Genomic DNA, 16,061 nt, shown 5'->3' on the forward strand with positions numbered 1-16,061 from the left:
GGCACTACCATGTGTTTATGGTTGCAATGACTAAACAAGACATCCGCCAAGCGCACACCAGTGCCCGCAAACAACTCACTGAAGACGTGAAAGCAGCGAAGGATGCAGCGCTTACCGGCGCCATCCTGGAACAAGCCAAGGGCCTCAAAGTTGCGGCTTATTCCCCACTTGGTTCAGAGCCTGGTGGAAAAAATTTTGTGGAAGAACTTCACGCAGTAGCAGCTGAAGTCTGGCTGCCGCTTTCGGGCAAAGATGGAATGTTGACATGGTCTTTGTATGAGGGTCCGGAATCTATGGCACCTGGCGCGTTGGGCATTGCTGAACCAATCGGTGAGCAATATGACAGCACCACGTTGGCCGAGTTGGACATCATCTTTGCCCCGGCCTTGGCAGTTGATAAATCAGGCATGCGTCTGGGCAAAGGTGCTGGCTATTATGACCGCGCCCTTGCCGCCGTACAGCCGCGACCAAAGGTCATTGCCGTGGTTTATGCCGAAGAAGTCATCGATGAAGTCCCGCATGACTCCTTTGATCAAGCAGTTGACTCCGTAATTACGGACTGACCGGGAACGTTTATGGGGTGCCGTCCCGTCATATATTGGTATGGCCCACGCACCTAAATCTCCCCGCACAGCTTCATCTCGCGCAGCTACCCAGCGCGCAACATCGCGATCTTCCACACGCACTTCAGGAAGTTCTTCGTCTCGGTCTGCTCCTTCATTAGTTAAGACGTTGCAGACCCCAGGACATGCGCGTTCGCAGTTGCTTCGCCGACTTGTGGGTATGGGGCTTTTGCTTGCCGCGCTATTCGTCGCAGCGAGTGGGTTGCGTGATAATCCTGAGGTGCTGGTCTTTGCCCGGGATGTGGGCGCCGGCCAGGAATTGGAGGCAGAAGATGTTCACACTATCCGCGTCGCCCAAGATGCCATTCCCACCAATGGCACATTGATGACAGCAGATGAGGTGGTGGGCCGCGTTGTCACCGCGCCTGCTGTCGCCGGGGAGTTTGTCACGGAGCTGCGGCTTTTAGGTGATGAGTTAACGTCCAATTTGGTCCCGGACGGGCATATGGTTCCGCTTAAACTGGCCGAGCCAGACTTGGTGTCACTGCTCCATCACGGCGATACCGTCAATGTGGTGACTTCCCGGGAGGATGAATACTCCCCAGGGCTATTCGCGCCAGTGGTCGTGGCTGAGCAGGCACGGGTGATAGCCACCTCAGCGGATATTACTTCTGGTGCTGGAAACTCGGGGCGCGCCAGCGCTGGAGCGTCCGCCACAATTTTGATTGCCTTGCCCGCTGAACAAGCACAAGTAGTGGCAAGTGCGTCCTTGTCTCAACCTTTGACAGTGGTGATCACCGGTGAGCGCGCAAATATCAAACACAATCTCGAAGAGTAATTTCTACCTGCGGATATCTGCGAAAACCTTGACACTTTAAGGAGCTAGCTATTAGTGTTGCCCATCACTTTATAAGAAGTTAGCTAGCTTCTTGGACTAAATGTGGTTACAGTCCTAACGGTTCATTTGCTTCGCAGTTCAAGCTAAGACATAAGTATTTGAAAAGGGATAATCATGCTTCAGGGCTTTAAAGACTTCATCATGCGCGGCAACGTCATCGATTTGGCAGTTGGTGTCATCATCGGCGGCGCTTTCACCGCAATCGTAACTGCGCTGACCGACTCCCTCATCCAGCCAATCATCAACTCCTTCGGCTCTGCTGATATGGCAGGCCTTGGCTTCCAGATCACCGACAATGAATCCACCTTCATTGACTTCGGTGCAATCATCACCGCTGCTATCAACTTCCTGATCATCGCTGGTGTTGTTTACTTCTTCATCGTTGCGCCAATCAACAAGCTCAACGAGATGAACAAGCGTCGTCTGGGTGTTGAAGAAGAAGCACCAACCCCAACCTCCGAAGAGCTGCTCGCAGAAATCCGCGACCTTATGGCTGGCCAGGCTGGCGGCACCACCGGCCCAGCAGGCGACATCACCAAGTAGTTCGCCCAAGCTGTAAAACACTCAAAGCGTCCAGCTAGTTACACAATGTAGCTAGCTGGACGCTTTTGTCATCCCTAAAACTCTTGAGTTCTAGGCGCCCTAGGCACCGTGGTGTGGTGGACGCTGCTCTGCCCAGAATTCTTCTGAAGCCCTATCGGGCGTGCCGGAGTCAGCTTGTTCTTCATCTAACTCCACGCTGCGGGTGGCATCTGCCGCCTCATCTTTGTCTGGAAACGCGGAAACAAAATCAGGCCGATCCGCGGTGCGGTCATAGTTCGGCGAATCAGATTCTTTAAATACCCGTCGACGTTTGCGTGGCACGGCGTCCTCCTTGCACGGCATCTTGCCTGTTTCTGACTGCTCCAGATTCGTCTGGCGTTAGCCTGATTTGGTCTGGTTGGCCAGGCTTGCTTGGTGGCCCAACTTCGGGCCAGCTTCTCCCCCGCAATTATAAAGGCGACGGGATCCAGGTGCGTGACTGGATCCCGACGCGGGAGTGAATAAATCTAGACGGAGTATTCCTGCAGCTGGTCAACTAGGTGGTGAACCAGCGGGGCCACCGTAGCCATGCCGTCGCGTACTGCGGCGCGAGACGATGCCAGGTTAACCACGACGGTGGAACCAGAGACACCGGAGATACCGCGGGAAGTACACGCGTCAACCGCACCGCATGCTTGGCCGGAGGAACGCACTGCCTGCGCAACGCCGGGAACCATTTGGTCCAGAACGTCGCGTGTTGCCTCAGGAACCTTGTCGCGTGGACCGACGCCCACGCCGCCCACGGTCAGAACTAAGTCCACGCCACCGACAACAGCGGTTTCGATGGCCTGACGGATCTTGGACTTCTTCATCCGCACGGTGATAGCACCGTCAACTGTAAATCCTGCCTCTTGCAGCAACTCTGTACACAGCTTGGAGTTTTCTTCAGCCAGCTCGTCCGGGTGGTCGGTCGCTAGAACTACGAGTGCGCGACGGTAAGGCTGCGGAGCATTTTGCTGCTCTGCCGCCAACAAGTACGCGTCGTCTGGTTCATCCATTTCCAGGAGGGTGTTGCGGTGTACTAGCCCGGCGGCCGGGCTCGAGTCGGTTGTCATAGTGGTCCCAATTCTAATTGATATGTCGTTAGGGCGTCATGAGGCTGGTTATTAAACTACTCTTTCGGCAAGGTAACCTCTACCTCTCGCGAAGAATCTTCATTTTCGCGGGTAACCTCGAGGGTGATCACGGACCCAAATTCCTGGCCGCGAATCGACGCAATCAAAGAATCGGCGTCTTCAATAGCACGGTCATTGACGCGGGTAACAACATCGCCTTCTTCCAAACCAGCCTGCTCCGCAGCACTACCTGGTTCAACAGAAACAATGTGTGCGCCATCGGTGATATCGCGGCCGTCTACCTGCACACCAAGCATTGGGTGCACAACCTGACCGTTATCAATGAGCTGCTGAGCCATGCGCTGCGCAAAGTTGGATGGGATAGCAAAGCCCAGGCCAATGGATCCGGCTTCACCGCCAGTACCCGAGGACAGCGATGCAATCATGGAGTTCATACCCACCAAGTTGCCGCTCATATCAACCAAAGGACCACCGGAGTTACCAGGGTTAACTGCAGCGTCAGTTTGAATTGCGTCAATCAGTGACGACTCCCCGCCACCCTGAGATGCACGGACAGGACGGTTAACCGCGGAGACAATACCTGAGGTCACTGTTGCGTTCAGACCCAGTGGCGAACCAACAGCCACAACTTCCTGACCAACCTGCAGTGATGAGGAATCGCCGAACTCCAAGAATGGGAGATCCTGGCCGTCGACGATCTTGATGACTGCAACGTCGGTGTTCGCATCGGATGCTACAAATTCTACTTCGTGCTTTGTGCCATCATTCATGGTGACCTGCATGGTGCTACCATTTTCTGCACCCGAGACCACATGGTGGTTGGTCAGCACATAGCCATCAGGAGAAATAATGGAGCCAGAGCCTTCCGATGCCGCATTGGCCGAAATCACCTGAATAGCCACCACCGCCGGGGTTACCTTGGCAGCAACCGCTTCCGTAGTGCCTGCCGCAGCCTCCTCACCGGTGCTATTGGTATTGTTCACCGGCTGGCTGTTGAGAATCTCGCTGACAGAAGTGCCATTACCGCCATTGCTATTGGAATTGCCGACAACATAGCCGGCGACACCGCCGGCACCGATACCAGCGACCAGCATCATGGCTAGCGCCGTGCCGAGTCCGACGGTGCGCTTTGTCTTCGATGGCTTCGGGCCTTCCGCATCCCCACCCGGCACGCCGGGTGCCTCCGCAGTGCCGACGCCACCTGCGTATGTGCCACCGGCCTGTGCACCATAGCCTGGCTGCCCCGCTGCTGCACCGTGGCCGTAGGTGTTTGGACCATAGGCATTCGGATCAAAGCCAGAATTTCCAGAGCCGTTGTTCGCCGCCGCTGCGCCGTACGGCCCCTGTGCATTCGGCTGTGCTGAATTACCCGGCTGGGCGGATTGCGCTTCGTGCGGAGCCTGCCCGGCTTGGGCGGATAGCGTCGGAATTTCCTGGGTGTGCTCGATTGAGTTTTGTGAAGAAGAATCGTTCGGCGTCTCAGGGTGCTCCGAACGAGGTTGATTCCAGCCGCGCGAGTAGCTCTGCGGGGAATCGGAGTGATCATCTTTGGAAGTCATGGTAGGTATTCTCCCTCACGAAACTTATGTAGTACTGGAATAATTCTGCAAGTCCGGAACTGGGTTCCTGAACGTTTCCTGTGCGCGAAAATCCGGCGAGGTCTAGGACAGGAATTGGGAATTGCGCTCCATCCATAAAACAAGAGACACCGTGCAACTATTCCAGTTGCACGGTGTCTCTTGTTAGAACTTCAGTCCGAAGACTGTAGAAGCTTCTCGTCTATTAGAACTGCTCTACGTCTACCAGGCCAAGCTTTGCAGCCTTGACCAGACGACGTGGAATACGAACGGTTTGACCGTCGATGGTTACTTCCTGCAGGGCGACATTGTCTGCCTTCCACGCGGAACGACGGTGGTGAGTGTTCGAGCGGGACTTCTTAAACTTAGGAGTTGCCATTGTTTTCTATCCTCCTTATGCCTTCTTCTTACGGCGAGCCATTGCGCCGAAGCGCTGGTTGAAGCGCTCAACACGGCCAGCGGTGTCCATAACGCGCTGTGCACCAGTCCAGAATGGGTGGGACTCAGCGGTCACGTCAACAACGATCAGTGGGTACTCGTTGCCATCTTCCCACTGAACAGTGCGGGAGGAAGTGGCAGTGGACTTGGTCAGGAACTGGCTACCAGTACCAGCATCCTGGAAGACCACCGGGTGGTAATCCGGGTGGATTTCTTTCTTCATAATTCGATTCCCTCAGGGTTGAAACTTCAGGTCGGTTCTTCACTGCTATAAAGGGCAAAGATCGTGCCTGAGTTGGGTATCTGACAAATTGACAAGAAGTTCACTAACGCGCCCACATTCACTTTCGCGAGCGTGCGCGGTGATCAACTCGGTTAATCATACAGATTAAGCCCTAAAAACCTAAATCACTACCACTTGTTTCACTCTGTCCCCATACAGGAACTATGACCACGCCCAGTACAGGACGAGCATGGAATCTGAATGGGGTCTAGTATGAGGAATAAATCCGTTAAACTTGTGACTCCTGAGACAGGCCATAGAGTGCCAGCTAGGTTGCAATATCTTATCCTCCCAGGCGATTAGGTAAATGGGCAATCAACCTGTAAAGTTGTCCCTTGCTGTTGTCACTTTGTACGAAATACGCCCCGTCTACTGGTATTTGGCAGCTAGCCTGAACAGCTCTTTACCTCACCTCACCTTTCAAAGAGCATCACGAAGAACGCTTAAGTCATTCTCGTGAGAAGGCCAGCGCCGTAGCCATGATGTGGGCGGCTAGGAGAAAGAGAACCCATGTCGGCTATTTGCCAGGTAACGGGCCGCGAGCCGAGCTTCGGCAAGCAAGTCTCGCACTCGCACCGCCGCACCTCGCGTCGTTGGAACCCCAACGTACAGCGTCGTCGGTACTACTTGCCCTCTGAGGGCCGTACCATCACCTTGAATGTTTCCACCAAGGGCATCAAGATCATCGACCGCGACGGAATTGAGTCCGTTGTAGCGAAGATCCGAGCACGTGGGGAGAAGATTTAAGCATGGCACGTAATGACATCCGTCCAATCATCAAGCTCAAGTCCACTGCGGGTACCGGTTACACCTACGTCACCCGTAAGAACAAGCGCAACAACCCAGACCGCATCTCTTTGATGAAGTTTGATCCGGTTGTCCGCAAGCACGTCGAATTCCGCGAGGAGCGATAATCTATGGCTAAGAAGTCTAAGATCTCCAAGAACGAGCAGCGCAAGGAAATCGTCGCCCGCTACGCGGAGCGTCGCGCTGAGCTCAAGGCTATTATCAAGAACCCGAACACCTCTGACGAGGATCGCATGGACGCACAGTTCGAGCTGAACCGTCAGCCACGTGACGCATCTGCAGCACGTGTACGTAACCGCGACGCCCATGATGGTCGTCCACGCGGCTACCTCCGTAAGTTCGGCCTGTCCCGTGTCCGCATGCGTGGCATGGCTCACCGTGGTGAGCTGCCAGGCGTTCGCAAGTCCAGCTGGTAAGGGTGGTTGCAAAAATGAAGCGCAATAACCAGAAGAAGTTCCGGATGGAGCAGACCCGCCGTCCGAAGAAGAACCCATTGAAGGCTGAAGGCATCGAAAAGGTGGACTACAAGGACACCAAGACCCTTCGTCTCTTCATCTCTGACCGCGGCAAGATTCGTTCCCGCCGCGTCACCGGTCTAACCCCGCAGCAGCAGCGTCAGGTTGCTACCGCGGTAAAGAACGCTCGCGAAATGGCTCTCCTGCCGTTCACCACCCGCTAATTTGTAGCCGGGTTTCAACAGCGCACTTTTGCCGTTGGCTTTAGTGTGAACGGTAAAGACACAAGACCCTTGGTCTCTTGCACCACCAGTTGGTGCGAGAGACCAAGGGTCTTTTGTTTCCCCAATTGCGCTAAACGAGTACTCTGTGAAGAAGGTCTTTAATCATTACTTCGCTGGAAGGACGCCATGCTGCACACGTCGTTGCGGGAACTAGCCGCCCAGGCCAATAGGTGCGAATCTCTGCCTGCCGCACGAGGCATCCTTGCAGAAGCACAGGAACTTTTGCGCAACGCCTTGCGCCACCGGGAAGATGAAACCGAGCTTTCAGCGTGGTTCTCTCGCGTTATCTCAGACGTTGTGCGCTCCCCCGCTATTTCTAGCCAGGTTCGCCTTACTGGTGCCGTTAGCCGCGGGGACTCAATCCCTTCAATGCCAATCACGTGGATTGGCAAAGACGATCATCTCCTGGAGCTCCTAGAGTCCGTGGGACTGCAGGGACGTGAAGCTGAGGAAGATATGCTCGCATGGCGAGTCGATGCCGGATACCCAGTTGGTATCGGCGGTGAGCAACAGCTGCTGCAGGAGGCACTGGCTCTTCGCCCGCCAGCCCTTGAAGTGGTCAACGGTTTGCCGGATCCAGATGGCCTAGTGGACATCGAGTCTTACTTGCTGGCACCAGTTGCTGGAATCGCTCGTTGGGCGGCACCGTCGCCGCGCCCAACGCTTGACCGTCTGGAAATCGCTATTGAGCGCCAGCTGCTGACGGATTCTGAAGCTCAGTCTCTGGCTATGGCCTGGGAAACTGGAATAAGCATTGAAATGCGCCGTTGGCTAGAGAATATGGATGGCCGCAGCACTACACTGGCTAATCTGCCGGCTTTAGACAGGACCGCCTATGGTGCTGCCTGCCGGTTGGTAGCGGAAACCTTCGCTGCAATCTCTGCACGAGAATCGCAGAGTGTGAAATAGGCCCCACTCGGGTCACAATGTCGTATATTTGAATATGGTTTACATAAGGAGGAAGTGGTTTTATGGCTGGTGTGGTTGGACGACCTCGCAAAAATAGCCCTCGCCGTCGGGGAAGCACCGCGCGCGAGGAGATTCTTGATGCCTCCTCTGAGCTATTTACCACTCAGGGTTTCGCTAATACGTCGACGCACCAGATTGCAGAAGCAGTTGGTATCCGTCAGGCATCGCTGTATTACCATTTCCCGTCTAAGACGGAAATCTTCCTGACACTGTTGAAGTCCACCATTGAGCCTTCGCTGGAGTTGGCGGACGAGCTCTCTAGCTCGAAGTCTTCCCCGCAGCTTCGCCTTTGGGCACTGGTTGCTGCCGAGGCGCGTTTGCTATTGACCAGTGGCTGGAATGTTGGCCGTCTATACCAGCTGCCGGTGGCTAATTCCCCAGACTTTGATGACTTCCACCAGCAGCGCGCTCAGCTGCAGCAGATCTTCCATGACACGACAGTAGAGATTGTTGGTACCGAAGACCCTCGTGCTGATCTTCCGTTCCATATTGCGTTGTCCGCGATGGAAATGCGTGAGAACAACGGCACCCCACCGTTTAAGCATTCAGATTCGGAGCTGCCGTCGACCGCTATCATGCTTGCCGATGCCGCACTGCGAGTCCTCGAAGCAGAATTCCCAGAGAATCGCGAGCAGGCTACCTTGGACATGATTGCTTCTAAGGAAGCTAAGAAAGACTAATTTTCCGCGCTATTCTAGCGAGGTCTTTTCCTGAACCGATTGTGCTAAATCTATTGCCAGAGGCCACATTAAAGGTTAGTCTTGCCTTAACTCACTTTAGTTCTCGAAGATGAAAGGACATTCCTCATCATGGCTCGTCTTAAGCACCAGTTACCCCAGCTTGATGAACTTCTTCCGCTGATGAAGTTCAAACTTCCGACGCTCGACCGCAGGGCGGCGCGCCTTGCTTCTGCTGCGAACATATGGGATTTACGCAAGATTGCCAAGCGCCGTACCCCTACCCCGGCCTTTGATTACACGGATGGTGCAGCACAAGATGAGACCACGCTCAACCGTAGTTACCAACTGTTTCGGGAAATAACCCTCATTCCGAAGATTTTGCATTCCACCCCGGAGGTAGATCTTTCAACCACCATCGCGGGCGGTCTTTCATCGCTACCTTTCGGTATTGCTCCAACGGGATTCACCCGCTTCATGCAATCTGAAGGCGAAGAAGCCGGTGCCTCCGCGGCCGCTAAAGCTGGAATTCCTTTCTCCCTATCCACCATGGGCACGCGTTCCGTTGAAGAGGTAGCACGGGTCTCCGAGGCTAAGAAGAACTCTAAGCCTGGGAGCGGCCGCCGTTGGTTCCAGCTTTACCTCTGGAAAGACCGCGAGGCATCTAAAGATTTGTTGGAGCGAGCACAAAAAGAAGGCTTCGACACTTTGCTGGTCACCGTGGATACCCCGGTTGCCGGCCAGCGCCTGCGCGATACTCGCAATGGCATGACCATTCCGCCGCAATTGACCGCGAAGACGGTGCTGGATGCGTCCTACCGTCCGGAATGGTGGTTTAATTTCCTCACCACAGATCCGCTGACCTTTGCATCCTTGTCGGATACCGCAGCTGACCTGCCTACCATTTTGAACTCCATGTTCGACCCATCGTTGTCGATTGAGGACTTAAAGTGGATTCGTGAAGTTTGGAAGGGCCCGCTGTTCGTAAAAGGTATCCTGACCCCGGCGGACACCCGCCGTGCTGTCGATGCCGGCGCCGATGGCCTGATTGTCTCCAACCACGGTGGACGTCAGTTAGACCGCTGCCCTGTTTCCATTCAGGCGCTGACCGAGGTACGCAAGGAAGCCGGTCCTGATGTTGAAATCATCTTGGATTCAGGCGTGATGTCCGGTGCAGATATCGTAGCGGCTTTGGGACTCGGCGCAGACTTTGTCATCGTCGGCCGTGCTTACCTCTACGGACTCATGGCTGGCGGCGAGCAAGGCGTGGACAAGACAATTCAGCTACTGGCCGAGGAAGTCCGCAACGCCATGCTGCTGATGGGCACACGCACCATCGAGGACTTAAAGAACTCAGGCCAAGTCATCGCGCCGTGGCTCGACAAGAACGACGACAACGTCGAGGCCTAAATAATAAAAGGCCGGTTCGCCTGAACCATTGCAGCGTGCCGCTAACACCGCTAATTCAGGTCTGAATCTATGGTATCCCAGAGCTTTAACCGACTACTGGCCTCAAGTTCCCGTACGATGAATTGCGTCACCGATAGGTTCCTTTCCCTAACAACAATGCTAGCCTAATTTCCTGGGGGGTATTTGTACTTATCCTCCCTATCTCAACTGCCCATATAGGAAAGGAAAACACATGAAAAGCTTGTGTTTCAAGAAGAGAAGTACTGCCATCGTTGTTGCTTGCAGCCTAATCTTTGCCAGCGTAACTTCCCCGTCTGCCGGTGCATCTGTCCCGGATACAGAAATAAGCGCAATGGAAGTATCCGACGCCGAGTTTGAGGACGCTCTGGAGATTCTCGAGTCGCTCCCCGAACACATTAAAAACGCGGATCCCAAAACCTATCCAAACTACCAAGAAGAGCTTCGTGCCGAGATTACTAAGCTGGAAAGCGGAGACCACCCAATCCAGTTGCAGGTGAACTGGGTGTCATGCGCGGGAGAAATCGCATTCTTCATCGCACAGTACGGAATCCCCGTGGTTAAGGTAGTGGGCGTAATGCGAAAACTGTACAAAGCGTTCGGCTCTGTTCGCGGCATAATCAGTGCTATCAGGGATGGACGGGCGTTTGCATATGGAGATCAGGATACAGTGAGCGCGATCGAGAGTTTATTGGGAATCGATTCAGTAGTTGCAGCCTGCAGCTAACTTTTCAGCAGAAAGGAACTCATGATTGACAACCCGATAAGTAAGAGCACTCAACAACGAAGGCCTACACTGAAATGGGCGGTTGGGGTAGATACCATCATCGGATACATTCTCGTACCCTTCTATGTCGTACTGAGTTTTGTTATCCCGAAAAGGAACACCGAGGCTATCTCCAAGAAACCTCACACTTCGTCAGCTGGCGAAAAAATCATCGGTGGTTTTAAGAGCATCTGTTTCGCCTGGATAAAGTCTATAGGTGTTGCCATGAGTACAGGTGCAATAGTAGGCACAGTCGAATGGGGACTGGCCAGACTCCTGAACCGCAGAATGCTCGACGGGGTTCCAGCGATAGCAACAGGAGTCGGCATTCCTGCCCTCGTAGGTGGTGTACTCATCGACAGAAAGAATCGATGGCGTGGTGCAGCAATCTCCGTCTTAGCAACGCTACCCCGTATTCTTCTCAGCGGAAGCTGGCGCCGAGATCTGTCTACCGACGAGGAATACGACCAAAAAATGGCGAAAGCGAGCGGGCAACTATCGCAGGTTCTGAAAGAAGAGGCGGAGCGAAAGCAACGCCGGATAGCCAACTTACGCAGTCGTTCTACCTCAACTTAAAACGGCCGAAGTATCCGAGCGTGAACCAGCTCAACGATTCGACCCCGGACCACAAGCTCTATATCCGCTTGTGGTCCGGGGTCTTTCGCGACATTGGTTCTAAAGCTCTCGCTGTTTTCTCTGCACCAAGTCTGTCCACGAAAGTAGTGAGGAAACGACTTAGTGCGCGAAGTGACGGGTACCCGTGAAGTACATGGTGATTCCCGCTGCTTCTGCCGCTGCAACTACTTCCTCATCGCGGATGGAGCCGCCGGGCTGGACGACGGCGGATACGCCGGCATCGATTAGCACCTGCAAACCATCAGCAAATGGGAAGAACGCATCCGATGCTGCGACCGAACCGCGGGCACGCTCTGCGGAATCCGCCAAGGTGTTCGCCCGCTCAACAGCTAGCTTCGCGGAGTCAACGCGGTTGACCTGACCCATGCCTACGCCAACGGTTGCGCCCTCGTGCGCCAACAAAATGGCATTGGACTTCACCGAGCGCACGGCACGCCACGCAAATTCAAGCTCTGCCAGCTTCTCCTCAGATGCTGCCTCGCCCGCTGCCAAGGTCCAGGTCGAAGCCTGATCGCCTTCAGCCTGGTAGACGTCAGCTTCCTGCAGCAAACGGCCACCGGAGATTTCCTTGACCTCAACCGCTGGTGCCTCGTGTTCAGCAACGAGGATGCGGATATTCTTCTTGCCCTGCAAAATCTCTACCGCACCGTCCTCGTAGGAAGGCGCGATGATGACCTCGGTGAAGATGTCTGCAACCTGGGTCGCCATCTCCTTGGTGACTTCACGGTTGACCGCGATAACGCCACCGAAAGCAGACATTGGGTCACACGCATGCGCCGCAGCATGAGCCGCAGCAATCGACTCATCAGAAACCGCGATGCCACAAGGGTTTGCATGCTTGATAATAGCCACGCAAGGACGCTCATGATCCCAGGCCGCACGCCATGCAGCATCCGCGTCCTGGTAGTTGTTGTAGCTCATTTCCTTACCGTGCAGCTGCTTCGCATTAGCCACACCAGAAGTGCCCTCACGAACGACGGATGCCTTCTGGTGAGGGTTCTCGCCGTAGCGCAATGCGTCGCCTTCAAGGTCTGAAGAAGCGGAGTCATCGGCAAGCTGCTGTGCGAACCAACCGGATACTGCAACGTCATAGTCTGCCGTGTGCTTGAACGCCGTGGCTGCCAACTGGCGACGCTGCGCCAGGTCGAATCCACCCTGCGCGACTGCCTCAGCGATATCGCCATAGTGTGCTGGATCAACAACAACCGCAACCGATGGATGGTTCTTCGCCGCCGCGCGAACCATGGAAGGGCCTCCGATATCAATCTGCTCAACGCAGCCATCAAAGTCCGCACCAGAGGCCACGGTTTCACGGAATGGGTACAGGTTCACCACTACCAACTGGAATGGAGCAATCTCCAACTCTTCCAACTGGTTCAGGTGATCCGGTTTGCGGGTATCAGCCAAAATGCCTGCATGCACGCGTGGGTGCAAGGTCTTCACACGACCTTCGAGGCACTCTGGGAATCCGGTGAGTGTTTCAACCGGAGTGACGTTGATGCCAAGATCTGCAATCTTGGCGGCGGTGGATCCGGTGGACACAATCTCTACGCCTGCGCCATCTAGCGTGCGGGCGAGCTCTTCGAGCCCCGTCTTGTCATAAACGCTAATTAGTGCACGCTTGATCTGCTTGCGGTCATCACTCATGGATGAAAGCCTTGCCTTCCTGAATGGGAAAATCTGGGATTAAATCTCAATAGTAAGTTGCTGGTTATTAACCTGCGCTGCGCGTAATACCCGCACGATAAGATTACGTTCGACGCTCTTGATGCGCTCATGCAAGCTCGCCTCATCATCGTTTGCCTCAATCATGATTGGCTGCTGCGCGATAATGCGGCCAGTGTCAACTCCCGCGTCCACAAAATGGACAGTAGAGCCGGTGACTTTCACGCCATAAGCCAACGCATCCCTAACACCATGCGCGCCCGGGAAGGACGGCAAAAGTGCGGGATGCGTATTAATAGTGCGGCCCTCAAAGGTGGCCAAGAAATCAGCGCCCAGGATTTTCATAAATCCGGCGGACACCACCATATCTGGCTGGCCAACAGCGGCCACAAGGTCTTTGTTCCACTGCGCGCGGTCCGCGCCCAGTGGCACTACTTCTGTGGCAATGCCTGCATTTTCGGCTCGCTCAATACCTTTACATTCCACATCAGCGACCACCTTAATAACGGTATAAGAGCCGTCCTGATTATCAATGATGTTCTGGAGCAAAGATCCGGTACCAGAAACTAGCACCACTACTTTAAGCGGGTCTGTTGCGTTCAAAGCTTGCGAAGGCGATTCAGTCACGCCTTACAGACTAGTCTGTAGCCCTTTCAGGCACGAAACGATGCCGTTTAATTTTCTACCCGACTGGGGGAAGCACCCAAAGTCCACCCCTATTTAATAGGAGTCATTTAATTAGAGTCATTCTTTTTAGACCGCTCATCCGAATCCTCTGCATCAACATCAGCAACGGACTCATCATCTTTGTGTTCAATAACTTCGCCCTCAAGAGTTTCGCCTTCAAGGAATTCACCGTCGAAGTTCTCAGTGGCCGAAGGCACGTGCTCCGTGGAAGCCACTTCCGCCGGTGAAGTGGTGATTTCAGTGGCGTCGGAGCCTTCTGCCGTGTCGAAGCGTTCTTCTACGTCATCCTCGCCCGGTACCGAATCTGGGAAAGCACCGTCTTCAAGATTGTCCATCAGGGAATCCGAAAGCTCAGATTCATGTGCATCCGTTGATTCAACTGCTTCTACGTCAGCATCTTCGCTGTCTCCGCTACCTTCGGATTCTTCAACTTCGCCGTCAATATAGTCATCATCGGCGTTAGCTGCAGCTGCAGCAGAGTCAGAATCTTCTTGCGCGCTGTCTTCCTCGTCAGTTTCTGCATCGAGCACGGCGTTATTATCTGCTTGGTCCACTGAACCGTCAGCGTCGTCTTGTGCATCTGCTTTGTCTGCCAGGTCTGCGTCTTCAGCGGAGTCTTCAGCTTCAGCAGCTTCAGCGGAAGTGTCCGTGGCTGCGGCGGCAGCTGGTTCGGCATTGCGGCGGGCATTGATTGCGAATCCAGCGGCAACTGCCAAGTTAATACCGGCAACCCAGACCACGGCAAGTCCCGCCGACATGAGTAGCATTGGCCCAACCGCTTGGTAGTAGCCGAGCTCGCCGGAGACAAAGTAGCCAAAGACAAGCACGAGTACACCAGCAGCTACACCGGAGACAGCTGCTTGGAGGAAATTAGGCTTCTTCTTCACGCCGACAAAGGCGATGGCAATTGCGGTCAGTACCAACAAGCCAATTGCCCACGGCGCCGCGGTGCCTGGAACTACGCCCAACAAAGGCAACGGCGGAAGCGGCACCAAGTGCACGCTAAAGAGACTGACGCTGGCATCACCAATATGGAACTCAGAGCCAAGCAGTACTCCCACTGCCGCGATGAGGATATTAGGCAGATAAAGAAGGGAGAGACCGATGACTGAGAAAAGTCCCAGACCGGCCAAGTGTGGGTAGCTGTCCATGACTAGCGCCTGGTTATCAAAGTTGAAGATAAACAGCGCTAGAAGCACTACTGCGGCAACTACTAGGAGTACGAGCAAGGATTGCACAGCTAGCACGACGCCATCGACCACAGCGCGCGGAACTTTGTAGCGTTTAGCCAACGCCCGCCACAAGCGTGGGCCCATGCCAATAACCAAAGCAGTCAAATGCAGAACCAAAGCCCGCGCGATTGTTGGGCCCAGCGGTGGCGGCGACAAGTCATAAACCTGCGCGGCGTCCCAGAGCATGAACCATGCGATACCGATAAGAATCACCGGCACCACAATGACCCAGCCTAAAAGGGCTAGCAGGTCATTAATGCTGACCTTGTCCTTGATCGCGCGGTGTACATTGCCCGCGAGCATCCATCCCAGAATCAATGCCGGAAGGATTGGCAACGCGGAGATAGTAATGCCGCCAGCGACGACCGGCGCTAGGTTTGTGACCATCCACGACTCCGCGATTGCAGTGGGCAGCCATGCCGAAGGCGAAGTGGTCAGCAAAACCGTTGCCAGGGCGATAACCACCAGTGAGAAAAACGCGACCAAGTTGGGCACAGCCACAACAAAAAACATGCGGCGCAGGCGCGATCCCCACGTGACCGGGCCGGTCGCGCGTCGGGCTTTGGACTCTTCTCCCACAGTCTTGGCAACGCGTGCTGCCGACGGCGAGGCGGCCTTAACCTTTCCACGACCGCGCGCCGAGCTGCGCGGGCCCGAAGTAGACCGCGATTGGGGGCTAGTGTTTTTGCTCATCAGCTATACACATTGCCACGATCTCGCCCGCTTTTAGCGTTGGCACCCCGACCCACAGCCAAGTTCCAGGTCACTCAAACCACTTGCGTTCAACCGCACCGCACGTGACCTGGAAAACGGCAAATGCATCACCCAACGCGTGTCCGCTACTTGCCGCTATCAGCCAATGGTTCAAGTAATGGAATTGATTGAACCCTCGATTTAAACGATAGGTTGAAACTAGTCCTATATATGGAATAAATAAACTACGCACATTTTCCTACAGTCAGAGTTTTCAAGGCCAAGTCTGACGGAGTGGCGTTTTCGCCACAATAACCACACTCGTAACGGACATTTCGCCCAGTT

Annotated in this window: 20 protein-coding genes; 12 read left to right on the forward strand and 8 right to left on the reverse strand. The window is 54.6% G+C overall.

The window, feature by feature from the left end; genetic code table 11:
• Positions 1–26: 26 nt before the first annotated feature.
• The 3 genes from CCASEI_RS09965 to mscL all read left to right on the forward strand — a co-directional run bounded on the left by CCASEI_RS09965 (position 27) and on the right by mscL (position 2,004).
• Positions 27–563 carry a 5-formyltetrahydrofolate cyclo-ligase gene (locus CCASEI_RS09965; protein WP_225868396.1) on the forward strand — a complete coding sequence of 179 codons (537 nt, stop codon included), beginning with the start codon at positions 27–29 and terminating at the stop codon, positions 561–563.
• Between the two features lie 169 nt (positions 564–732).
• Positions 733–1,401: an SAF domain-containing protein gene (locus CCASEI_RS09970; protein ID WP_025387900.1), complete on the forward strand. Its 669-nt coding sequence runs from the start codon at positions 733–735 to the stop codon at positions 1,399–1,401.
• Between the two features lie 174 nt (positions 1,402–1,575).
• Positions 1,576–2,004: a large conductance mechanosensitive channel protein MscL gene (gene mscL / locus CCASEI_RS09975; RefSeq protein ID WP_025387901.1), complete on the forward strand. Its 429-nt coding sequence runs from the start codon at positions 1,576–1,578 to the stop codon at positions 2,002–2,004.
• Between the two features lie 99 nt (positions 2,005–2,103).
• On the opposite strand, the gene CCASEI_RS09980 is transcribed toward mscL, so the two are convergent.
• The 5 genes from CCASEI_RS09980 to CCASEI_RS10000 form a co-directional block, all read right to left on the reverse strand.
• Positions 2,104–2,325: a hypothetical protein gene (locus CCASEI_RS09980; RefSeq protein ID WP_006823001.1), complete on the reverse strand. Its 222-nt coding sequence runs from the start codon at positions 2,323–2,325 to the stop codon at positions 2,104–2,106.
• Positions 2,326–2,510: 185 nt separating this feature from the next.
• Positions 2,511–3,098, reverse strand: coding sequence for a MogA/MoaB family molybdenum cofactor biosynthesis protein (locus CCASEI_RS09985; protein ID WP_025387902.1), 588 nt, complete (start codon positions 3,096–3,098; stop codon positions 2,511–2,513).
• Positions 3,099–3,154: 56 nt separating this feature from the next.
• Positions 3,155–4,678 carry a S1C family serine protease gene (locus tag CCASEI_RS09990; RefSeq protein WP_025387903.1) on the reverse strand — a complete coding sequence of 508 codons (1,524 nt, stop codon included), beginning with the start codon at positions 4,676–4,678 and terminating at the stop codon, positions 3,155–3,157.
• Positions 4,679–4,901: 223 nt separating this feature from the next.
• The gene (gene rpmF / locus CCASEI_RS09995) at positions 4,902–5,075 is read right to left on the reverse strand and encodes a 50S ribosomal protein L32 (protein ID WP_006822998.1); all 174 of its coding nucleotides are present in this window, start codon (positions 5,073–5,075) and stop codon (positions 4,902–4,904) included.
• A gap of 15 nt (positions 5,076–5,090) precedes the next feature.
• Positions 5,091–5,357: a type B 50S ribosomal protein L31 gene (locus CCASEI_RS10000; protein ID WP_006822997.1), complete on the reverse strand. Its 267-nt coding sequence runs from the start codon at positions 5,355–5,357 to the stop codon at positions 5,091–5,093.
• Between the two features lie 570 nt (positions 5,358–5,927).
• Here CCASEI_RS10000 and rpmB point away from each other — a divergent pair.
• The 9 genes from rpmB (at position 5,928) to CCASEI_RS10045 (ending at position 11,379) form a co-directional block, all read left to right on the forward strand.
• On the forward strand, positions 5,928–6,164 hold the full coding sequence (gene rpmB, locus CCASEI_RS10005) for a 50S ribosomal protein L28 (protein ID WP_003846448.1): 237 nt from the start codon (positions 5,928–5,930) through the stop codon (positions 6,162–6,164).
• Between the two features lie 2 nt (positions 6,165–6,166).
• Entirely contained in the window at positions 6,167–6,331 is a 165-nt protein-coding gene (gene rpmG, locus CCASEI_RS10010) for a 50S ribosomal protein L33 (protein WP_006822996.1), read from the forward strand.
• A gap of 3 nt (positions 6,332–6,334) precedes the next feature.
• Positions 6,335–6,640, forward strand: coding sequence for a 30S ribosomal protein S14 (gene rpsN / locus CCASEI_RS10015; RefSeq protein WP_025387904.1), 306 nt, complete (start codon positions 6,335–6,337; stop codon positions 6,638–6,640).
• Between the two features lie 14 nt (positions 6,641–6,654).
• Entirely contained in the window at positions 6,655–6,903 is a 249-nt protein-coding gene (rpsR, locus tag CCASEI_RS10020) for a 30S ribosomal protein S18 (protein WP_003846456.1), read from the forward strand.
• Positions 6,904–7,089: 186 nt separating this feature from the next.
• Positions 7,090–7,872 (forward strand): putative nucleotidyltransferase substrate binding domain-containing protein, encoded by a 783-nt coding sequence (locus CCASEI_RS10025; RefSeq protein ID WP_006822994.1) that lies wholly within the window; start codon positions 7,090–7,092, stop codon positions 7,870–7,872.
• A gap of 62 nt (positions 7,873–7,934) precedes the next feature.
• On the forward strand, positions 7,935–8,612 hold the full coding sequence (locus tag CCASEI_RS10030; RefSeq protein WP_006822993.1) for a TetR/AcrR family transcriptional regulator: 678 nt from the start codon (positions 7,935–7,937) through the stop codon (positions 8,610–8,612).
• A 129-nt stretch (positions 8,613–8,741) separates the two neighbouring features.
• The gene (locus tag CCASEI_RS10035; protein ID WP_006822992.1) at positions 8,742–10,019 is read left to right on the forward strand and encodes an alpha-hydroxy acid oxidase; all 1,278 of its coding nucleotides are present in this window, start codon (positions 8,742–8,744) and stop codon (positions 10,017–10,019) included.
• A gap of 232 nt (positions 10,020–10,251) precedes the next feature.
• The gene (locus tag CCASEI_RS10040; RefSeq protein WP_006822991.1) at positions 10,252–10,764 is read left to right on the forward strand and encodes a hypothetical protein; all 513 of its coding nucleotides are present in this window, start codon (positions 10,252–10,254) and stop codon (positions 10,762–10,764) included.
• A gap of 21 nt (positions 10,765–10,785) precedes the next feature.
• Positions 10,786–11,379, forward strand: a complete 594-nt coding sequence (locus CCASEI_RS10045) for a hypothetical protein (RefSeq protein WP_006822990.1) — start codon at positions 10,786–10,788, stop codon at positions 11,377–11,379.
• Between the two features lie 159 nt (positions 11,380–11,538).
• Here the strand turns inward: CCASEI_RS10045 and purH are convergent, their stop codons facing one another.
• From purH to CCASEI_RS10060, 3 genes are all read right to left on the reverse strand, one after another.
• Positions 11,539–13,086 (reverse strand): bifunctional phosphoribosylaminoimidazolecarboxamide formyltransferase/IMP cyclohydrolase, encoded by a 1,548-nt coding sequence (purH, locus tag CCASEI_RS10050; RefSeq protein ID WP_006822989.1) that lies wholly within the window; start codon positions 13,084–13,086, stop codon positions 11,539–11,541.
• 39 nt (positions 13,087–13,125) lie between these two features.
• A complete protein-coding gene (gene purN, locus CCASEI_RS10055; protein WP_006822988.1) occupies positions 13,126–13,731 on the reverse strand; it encodes a phosphoribosylglycinamide formyltransferase in 606 nt (201 codons plus the stop codon).
• A 107-nt stretch (positions 13,732–13,838) separates the two neighbouring features.
• Positions 13,839–15,716, reverse strand: a complete 1,878-nt coding sequence (locus CCASEI_RS10060) for a cell division protein PerM (protein ID WP_025387905.1) — start codon at positions 15,714–15,716, stop codon at positions 13,839–13,841.
• Between the last annotated feature and the right edge of the window lie 345 nt (positions 15,717–16,061).

It is taken from the genome of Corynebacterium casei LMG S-19264, assembly GCF_000550785.1.
Classification (GTDB): domain Bacteria; phylum Actinomycetota; class Actinomycetes; order Mycobacteriales; family Mycobacteriaceae; genus Corynebacterium; species Corynebacterium casei.

Excerpts from the sequence above, each read along its gene's own strand:
- CCASEI_RS09965 (WP_225868396.1), top strand. The coding sequence starts at position 27 with ATGACTAAACAAGACATCCGCCAAGCGCACACCAGTGCCCGCAAACAA.
- mscL (WP_025387901.1), top strand. The coding sequence starts at position 1,576 with ATGCTTCAGGGCTTTAAAGACTTCATCATGCGCGGCAACGTCATCGAT.
- CCASEI_RS09985 (WP_025387902.1), bottom strand. The coding sequence starts at position 3,098 with ATGACAACCGACTCGAGCCCGGCCGCCGGGCTAGTACACCGCAACACC.
- CCASEI_RS09990 (WP_025387903.1), bottom strand. The coding sequence starts at position 4,678 with ATGACTTCCAAAGATGATCACTCCGATTCCCCGCAGAGCTACTCGCGC.
- rpmF (WP_006822998.1), bottom strand. The coding sequence starts at position 5,075 with ATGGCAACTCCTAAGTTTAAGAAGTCCCGCTCGAACACTCACCACCGT.
- CCASEI_RS10000 (WP_006822997.1), bottom strand. The coding sequence starts at position 5,357 with ATGAAGAAAGAAATCCACCCGGATTACCACCCGGTGGTCTTCCAGGAT.
- rpmB (WP_003846448.1), top strand. The coding sequence starts at position 5,928 with ATGTCGGCTATTTGCCAGGTAACGGGCCGCGAGCCGAGCTTCGGCAAG.
- rpmG (WP_006822996.1), top strand. The coding sequence starts at position 6,167 with ATGGCACGTAATGACATCCGTCCAATCATCAAGCTCAAGTCCACTGCG.
- rpsN (WP_025387904.1), top strand. The coding sequence starts at position 6,335 with ATGGCTAAGAAGTCTAAGATCTCCAAGAACGAGCAGCGCAAGGAAATC.
- rpsR (WP_003846456.1), top strand. The coding sequence starts at position 6,655 with ATGAAGCGCAATAACCAGAAGAAGTTCCGGATGGAGCAGACCCGCCGT.
- CCASEI_RS10025 (WP_006822994.1), top strand. The coding sequence starts at position 7,090 with ATGCTGCACACGTCGTTGCGGGAACTAGCCGCCCAGGCCAATAGGTGC.
- CCASEI_RS10030 (WP_006822993.1), top strand. The coding sequence starts at position 7,935 with ATGGCTGGTGTGGTTGGACGACCTCGCAAAAATAGCCCTCGCCGTCGG.
- CCASEI_RS10035 (WP_006822992.1), top strand. The coding sequence starts at position 8,742 with ATGGCTCGTCTTAAGCACCAGTTACCCCAGCTTGATGAACTTCTTCCG.
- CCASEI_RS10040 (WP_006822991.1), top strand. The coding sequence starts at position 10,252 with ATGAAAAGCTTGTGTTTCAAGAAGAGAAGTACTGCCATCGTTGTTGCT.
- CCASEI_RS10045 (WP_006822990.1), top strand. The coding sequence starts at position 10,786 with ATGATTGACAACCCGATAAGTAAGAGCACTCAACAACGAAGGCCTACA.
- purH (WP_006822989.1), bottom strand. The coding sequence starts at position 13,086 with ATGAGTGATGACCGCAAGCAGATCAAGCGTGCACTAATTAGCGTTTAT.
- CCASEI_RS10060 (WP_025387905.1), bottom strand. The coding sequence starts at position 15,716 with ATGAGCAAAAACACTAGCCCCCAATCGCGGTCTACTTCGGGCCCGCGC.